Annotated in this window: 3 protein-coding genes and 1 pseudogene; 2 read left to right on the plus strand and 2 right to left on the minus strand. The window is 65.9% G+C overall.

Features of this window, described 5'->3' with window-relative positions:
- Positions 1-76: 76 nt before the first annotated feature.
- Positions 77-151, plus strand: a pseudogene (locus ACLP9N_RS22730) (RES family NAD+ phosphorylase); the annotation flags it as partial.
- Between the two features lie 18 nt (positions 152-169).
- Here the strand turns inward: ACLP9N_RS22730 and ACLP9N_RS22735 are convergent.
- Positions 170-367 (minus strand): hypothetical protein, encoded by a 198-nt coding sequence (locus ACLP9N_RS22735; RefSeq protein ID WP_442409510.1) that lies wholly within the window; start codon positions 365-367, stop codon positions 170-172.
- A gap of 708 nt (positions 368-1,075) precedes the next feature.
- Entirely contained in the window at positions 1,076-1,930 is an 855-nt protein-coding gene (locus ACLP9N_RS22740) for an alpha/beta hydrolase (protein WP_442409508.1), read from the minus strand.
- 342 nt (positions 1,931-2,272) lie between these two features.
- Between ACLP9N_RS22740 and ACLP9N_RS22745 the strand changes: the two genes are divergently transcribed.
- Positions 2,273-2,802, plus strand: a 530-nt coding sequence (locus ACLP9N_RS22745) for a maleylpyruvate isomerase family mycothiol-dependent enzyme (RefSeq protein WP_442409509.1), incomplete at its 3' end; no start/stop codon positions are given.

Raw genomic sequence — 2,802 nt, forward strand, 5'->3', positions numbered from 1 at the left:
GATCGCGGCGCCCGAGCAAGGGCGAACCCTGTGGCGGGTTGGCAATTACGCTGACCCGCTCGGCTTCACTCCGCAGCTGTACCAGTTCAGTCACCGCTTCGACGACGTCCACCGCCGTTTCCGCACGCTCTATTGCGCTGACTCGGCCGAAACGTGTCTCCGCGAGGTTCTAGCCGACTTCCGGCCGAACCTGGGCGCGCTGCGCCGCCATGTCGAGCGCTACGGACCCGAGGCCGCTCAAGACTTCGCTGAGAAGCCGGTCACTGCGCGGTGGCGCATACAGCACGTCCTCGTTCCCACAGTCCTCAAGCTCGATGGCCCCTTGATCGACCTGACCGACGTCCCCACACGCCAGGAGATCGAGCATCCACGTCGAACTGCTGCTCGAGCACGACCTGCGGCACCTCGATCTACACGAGATCACCACCAGTCGCCGCGCCATCACGCAGACGATCGCCGCGGGCCTTTTTGACCGAGGCGCCGGCGCCGTCCGGTTCCCGTCCCGCCTGGACGGCAACGCTTGCGTCGCACTCTTCGAGGGCCGCGGCACCGCGAGCTTGGCGGGAGACCTGATCGCGCTCACCGACCCGCCGCCCGAACCGCTCACCAACGTCACCACGCCGTGGGGCCTGATGCTTGAGCCGGCGCAGTGAAACTGCTCCCAGATTGGGATGCGCGCGTGGTGCCCTTCGGACCACACGCAAGAAAATTGCACCGCATCCAGCCTGTCAGTTGCGGCCGATTTGGGTCGTCTCATGGGGCCAATATGGGGCCAACGAGCCAGACCGACTGATCCAACACGTCCGGATGCCGGTCGCACGTCTGGTCTGACCGGCTGAAACACATCGGTGTAGGCCCGAACTCCGCCTGAAAGTCGGAAGGTCGGTTGGATAATCCCGGTTATCCATCACCCGGAGCAGGTGCTCACTTCCGCTAGCGAGCTCGCTTCGCCAGTACACCAGAACAACCGACGAAGACAGTCATTGTGGCCCATCAACTGCACCTGTCGCGGTTGACGGAACTGGGGATTATCGACGACGACGACGACGAGGGCTGCGGCTGGCGCGACGCACCGTCAGGCGTCTAGGAAGTCACGTGTCGCCGCGAGTCGGGCGGCGGTGAAACGCCGCGCGAGGTCGGTGCGAGCCGCAGCGACGTCGAACCCGTGGAATGCGCCACCAACGACATCAAGCCGGGTGTGAACGCCCGCGGCTGCCAGCCGCTCGGCGTACTCGAGGTCTTCGCGGTGAAAGAGATCTGCGGTGCCTACGCCTATCCACGTCGGGGGAAGACCCGACAGGTCTTCACGACGCGCCGGGGCGGCGTAGGGACTCACGCCGTCGCTGCCCGGTTGGGCCCCCAGATACGAGCGCCAACCGAACTCGTTGTCTTCGAAGGTCCAACCCACCGTCGCCACCCGCGGCCGCGACACGGTCCGGTCGTCGAGCATCGGGTACTGCAGCACCTGACCGGCCGGATGTATCAGCCCGGTGTCCACCGCCCGCAGCGTCAGGGCCGCCGCCAACCCACCACCAGCACTGGTCCCGGCGATGACCACGCGCCGCGAGTCAACGTGAGCTTGGGTGAGCAGCCACTGCAGCGCGGCATAGCAATCGTCCAGCGCTGCGGGGTAGGGGTTCTCGGGGGCGAGGCGGTACTCAACCGAGGCCACCAAGGCACCCAGAGCACGAGCCATTCGTCGGGCTGAACGGTCCTCCAGCCGTGCCGACCCGAGGACAAAGCCCCCGCCATGAATCCACAACACCGCCGGCAGCGCGACATCGGTGATCGCGCTGGGTCGATGGATACGCACGCTTGCCGTCGGCGAGACCGTGGCCACCTGCACGCCGCGCAGGCCGATCACCCGCGCGGCCAACGTGTGCGCTGCGCGGACTAGCCGCAGCCTGCGGGTAAGGCCCTTGCGGGGCATGAATCCCGCCGCACGCCGCAAAGAGGGGTCAATCTCCAGCACTGCCGACGGTGCGGTGTTCCGGCCCGTCACCGCGCACCAACCAGCACCGGCGCACCCGCAACCTCATCATCGGCCGGCCGTAACGGCGGCATTGACCTCCCCCTCTCGCAGCAGGTACCCCGAGGCTGCCCGCCCGATTGACCCGGTTGACGAGCTCCGGTGGCACCAAGGCCACATTGAACCAAATATCTGTTCCATACTAAGGTACTCCGTGCCCTGGTGCGGGCACTGAGGAGAAGGATTGACTGATATCGAGCCACCCCAGTACGACGGCCGAAACGCGAGCGGTCACTAGTGCGGGTGGACCGTGAGTTGGTCTTTGCCGCTGTCGCCGCGCAGCGGCGTCAGATCGCAACCCTGATCGATGGCTTGGACGATGCGCAGTTAGCGACCCCGAGCCTGTGTGTGGGCTGGGATGTCAAGACAGTGGCCGCACATCTGGTCAGCGTCTTTGCCGACAGCTTCTGGGTGTTCATGAGGATGGCGGTGCGCCGGAGCAGTATGGCTCGCGCGATCGATGAGCTCGCGCGGCGTCGCGCGCAGCTGCCGGCAGCCGAAATCGTTGCCACCCTGCATGGGTGCGCCGATTACCCGTTGAGTCCGCCGCTGTTCGGACCACTGGACCCCCTCGCCGATATCTTGGTCCATTGCGGCGACATCAGGATTCCGCTCAGTCTGCCGTTTGAGCCCGAACCGGAGCTTGCGGCGCTGGCGCTTGATTTTCTGACCGGGCCTTGGCCGTTTGGCTTCGTGCCGCTGGGCCGAGTGTGGGGCATCTCTTTGCGTGGCACCGACATTGATCGGTCTTGGGGTAAGGGAGCTGAAGTCCG

The organism is Mycobacterium sp. (assembly GCF_052144515.1).
GTDB lineage: Bacteria > Actinomycetota > Actinomycetes > Mycobacteriales > Mycobacteriaceae > Mycobacterium.

Bases quoted from the DNA above. Each gene is read 5' to 3' on its own strand.
- ACLP9N_RS22735 (WP_442409510.1), bottom strand. From the start codon at position 367: ATGCTCGATCTCCTGGCGTGTGGGGACGTCGGTCAGGTCGATCAAGGG.
- ACLP9N_RS22740 (WP_442409508.1), bottom strand. From the start codon at position 1,930: ATGCCCCGCAAGGGCCTTACCCGCAGGCTGCGGCTAGTCCGCGCAGCG.